This window comes from Akkermansia sp. UNK.MGS-1, assembly GCF_000980515.1.
Lineage (GTDB): Bacteria > Verrucomicrobiota > Verrucomicrobiia > Verrucomicrobiales > Akkermansiaceae > Akkermansia > Akkermansia muciniphila.
This window is the reverse complement of the sequence record NZ_LBCB01000024.1, coordinates 1-3,570: the sequence shown is the minus strand read 5'-3', so window position 1 is coordinate 3,570 and position 3,570 is coordinate 1. Positions and strand designations below refer to the sequence as shown.

The following is a 3,570-nucleotide window of genomic DNA, read 5'->3' as shown; positions in this document are numbered from 1 at the left end:
GGGGAAGAGGGTGATGCGGCGGGAGATGGAGTGGGAGATGCCGTATATGGCGACGCGCTGGAAGATGAATGGGACAAGTTTTTTCGGGTTTGCTCCGTGGCAGGATGTGGAGGGCGAGGTGAGGGGGGTGGAGGAGATTGAGAAGGATTTGGAGAAGGCGCGGCGTGTGGCGATAGATCCCCGGATTTTGACGGCGGCAAAGCTGGTGGGAGAGGTTGATTTGCGGGCTGGCGGGAAGACGTTGGTTGATCCGGATTTGTTGCAGGATGGCGGAGTGTTGTTGCCGAAGGAGTGGGCGGCTGTGGGGGATGTGAGTCTTTCTTATAAGCAGCTTGCGGATAAGGAGCAGCGGATTAAGGATGCGTTTTTGGTGCCGATGCTGGAGCTGTTTGCGTATGATGAGGGTAAGAAGGGGTTTCCCACGGCGACGGAGGTGATGGCGCGCGAGAATCAGTATTTGTTGCAGTTTTTTCCGTCTTTCGTGCAGTTTGCCTATGATGTGCAGCCGACGCTGGACAGGGTGTTTATGGTACTGTACAGGGCCGGGGTTTTTCCAGATCCGCCTGATTGCGTGAGAGAGGATGTGATTAGGAATGGGGCTGTTGTGGGGACTGTGCTGAAGAATCCGGGGGTGACGTATAATAATAAGGTGGCGTTGGTGCTGAAGCGGATTGAGAGCGATGCTTTTGCTGCCGCGTTGAGGGAGGCGGTGGAGTTGGGTGAGGCGGTACCCGGTTTGCTGGATCATTTGGATGTGGATCGTGGCATGAGAGCGCGGCTGCGGTCTCTTGGCGTGTCTGAGGATAGTATCAGGGGGAATATTGAGGTGGAGGACATGAGGCGGCGGAAGAGTGCGGCGGTGATGGATGAGGATGAGTTGAGGCTGCGTCAGGCGGGCGCGGCTGTGATGAAGGATGAGGCTGCGGCTGCCAAGATGGCGGCGGAGGCTCAGGGTGGAGCGGCGTAGTTGATTTATGAGCAGTACGTTTTATGATTAGTTATAATGTAGATAAAGAGAAGGAGTTGTTAGATTTGTTTGCGCGGAGGTGGAAGGCCAAGAGGTTGTTGTTGCGGAGCGAGGAGTGGAAGGTGGTGCTGGAGTGGATGAAGGAGTTTTTTCAGACAGATTTGCCGTGTTTTCAGAAGCAGGATGGGGAGAGGTTGTTTGATCCTTTGGATGCGATGAGGCGGGATGCTCATCGTGAGGTGGTGTTGTGGCTGGAGATGCTGCCGAAGGATAAGGGTAGAGAGGAGGGCGAGTAATGAAGAGACGGTACAGGAGAGGGATTGGCAAGAGTACGGGGAAGGGGCCGAAACGGCCTGCCGTGGCGGAGGTGGCAGAAGGCGGAGCTCAACAGATTGAAGATAGAAGAAGTGATATGATTAATGATAAAGAATGCAATCATGCCGAGGCGATAGCCAAGGATTTTTACAGGGTAGTTTCCGAGGATAACGGCGGCGGCTGGAAGTCCTGGGAAGATTTAACCGATTCACAGCGGTCCGCGTTTGTGCGATTGGCGCAGCAAGCCCTGCCCATTATTGGCAGGCATGCGCTGGGGGATGTCCGTGACTATCTCGGTATTAAGGCTGCCGGCAAGTCTAGCTGGTGGGAAAAGGCCCTGTATGCCGCCGGAGCAGTTATTGCCGGGGCTATCCTTGGCGGCTTGGGAATGTCTCTGTCCGGTTGTGGGCATTCCGTGAATGTGACGCCAGACCGGGCTGAGGTGTGCAAGGATGGGGCCTGTCTGGTGCTGGAGCCGGGGCGTGTGAGTTTTTCACAGGTTCAGCCCGTGAGTGATGTTTCTCCCGTAGTTAAACAGGATAAGTAAGATGACCGGTTCCCTGACGAGCTGTTCCGTTCTTGGCGCGGCGATGCTGACGGTGGCGAATGCCGTTACTTCTACCCCGACGATTGATAGTTTGATGACTCCGGCGAGTGTGGTGAGCGTGATGTCGATTTTCCTTTGGAGGGAGACGAAGAAGAATGAGAAGTTGCAGGCGGAGTTGGAGAAGGAGCGGGAGGCGCGTCGGGAGGCCGAGCATAAGTGCAGTTCGTGTCAGTTTGTAGTAGAGGCGAATGAACAGTTTATAAGCAAGAATAAGTAGATGATGAGAGTAGCATTGAGTATCGGGCATAGCCCGCAGGATGGCGGGGCTGTAATGACGAACCGGAAGCATTCAGAGTTTTCTTTCTGGACGGCCCATATTGGCAAGGTGAAGGATGAGTTGGAGCGGCTGGGTTATGAGGCTGTGGTGTGCAATCGGTCTGAGGCTGGGGGAACGACACCGATTTACGCGGCCCGGAGGTGTAATGCGGTGGGAGCGGATTTGGCCGTGGAGTTTCACTTCAATGGTGCAGATACAGGAATTGGAGGCACAGAAACTTTGTATTGGTACGCCTCCAAGAACGGGAAGAAAGCGGCTGAACTGATACAGGCGGCGATGTGTGATGTGCTGAGGCTCCCTGATCGCGGTTTGAAGCCGATCAAGTGTAAGAGTGACAGAGGTTATTATTATTTCAGAGAAACGCGCATGCCGGCGTTGATGCTGGAGCCTGCGTTTGCGTCCTCACACGTGACGGATTGCGACAGGCTGGAAGAACGGGTTGACGCGCTTTGCGTGGCGATTGCCGGGGCGATTGATAAGTATTTCAAGGAGGGGGCTGTATGATTGTTGATACCGTTAAAGGTTGTGCGTATGTGCTGACGTGTACGACGGCCTGTACCGTTCATGCCGTTTTTGATGGGGCTTCTCCCTTGCTTGTTTTGGAAGCGGGCGAAGAGGGGCAATACGGTTTTGTAGCTCCTACGGATGCTGTGGAGGTGTCCGATGAGCATGCGCTGGTTACTCAGACTTTTAAGGGGGCCGTCCCGGGATTGTCTGCCCGGGACGGCATTCAGCCGGGGGATGATGCCACGTTGAAGAGTTTGCTGGCGGAGTCCGGGACTTTTACAGGGACCGTCAACGCCAACGGAGGGGTGAACATCCCGCTGGCTGTGGGTGCGCCGACCGATACGGGCGCGGTCAACCGCCTGCATGCCGCAGGCTTGGCCGGAGTGACGGACATTTTTTCCCAGCACGCCTACCTCAACACGGGCAGCATTACGGCGACAGGGACGGCGGCAACTACCGCTCTCATTCCCGGCCAGTATGCGCAGGTTAGAGTGCCTGCCGGGACTCACAGCACGATTGTCTTTCCCTTCACAGGGCCTAACGGTCAACATAATTATTCCAACTTTGCGGGATTCTCCATTCCGTGGCGCATACCCGGCGCAGGCAAAATTACCATAGGCATCGGACGAGGCAGCAAAACGACAAGATCTGATTTAACCCAGGGATCGTACAGTATTATCCCTGGCAATAATCTGGCCCACAACAGCGGCGAAATTCTGGACATCACATTTGATAATGTACGGGATGCGACCCGCGGGGGCTACGTGGTCAAGGTGCGTGAGATTTACGCTCTTTCCAAGGCGGCAGGGTGGAGGGTGAAAACTACTACAAGTTTTGTGCCCGCGACGCATAACGAGCCTATACCTTCAATCGTTAATAAAATTATCTATCATCAAC

The 3,570-nt window shown here is 54.9% G+C and carries 6 protein-coding genes; all 6 read left to right on the top strand.

What is annotated here, in order from left to right; all coding sequences use genetic code 11:
- The coding region (locus WW58_RS09830) for a portal protein (RefSeq protein WP_288143443.1) at positions 1-967 on the top strand (967 nt) is incomplete at its 5' end.
- Positions 968-990: 23 nt separating this feature from the next.
- On the top strand, positions 991-1,263 hold the full coding sequence (locus WW58_RS09825) for a hypothetical protein (RefSeq protein ID WP_046437307.1): 273 nt from the start codon (positions 991-993) through the stop codon (positions 1,261-1,263).
- 116 nt (positions 1,264-1,379) lie between these two features.
- Entirely contained in the window at positions 1,380-1,829 is a 450-nt protein-coding gene (locus WW58_RS09820) for a hypothetical protein (protein WP_180972151.1), read from the top strand.
- A gap of 1 nt (position 1,830) precedes the next feature.
- Positions 1,831-2,106: a hypothetical protein gene (locus WW58_RS09815; RefSeq protein ID WP_046437303.1), complete on the top strand. Its 276-nt coding sequence runs from the start codon at positions 1,831-1,833 to the stop codon at positions 2,104-2,106.
- Positions 2,107-2,670, top strand: coding sequence for an N-acetylmuramoyl-L-alanine amidase (locus tag WW58_RS09810; protein ID WP_046437301.1), 564 nt, complete (start codon positions 2,107-2,109; stop codon positions 2,668-2,670). It abuts the gene before it with no gap.
- The coding region (locus tag WW58_RS09805) for a hypothetical protein (RefSeq protein ID WP_046437299.1) at positions 2,667-3,570 on the top strand (904 nt) is incomplete at its 3' end. The genes WW58_RS09810 and WW58_RS09805, both read left to right, overlap by 4 nt.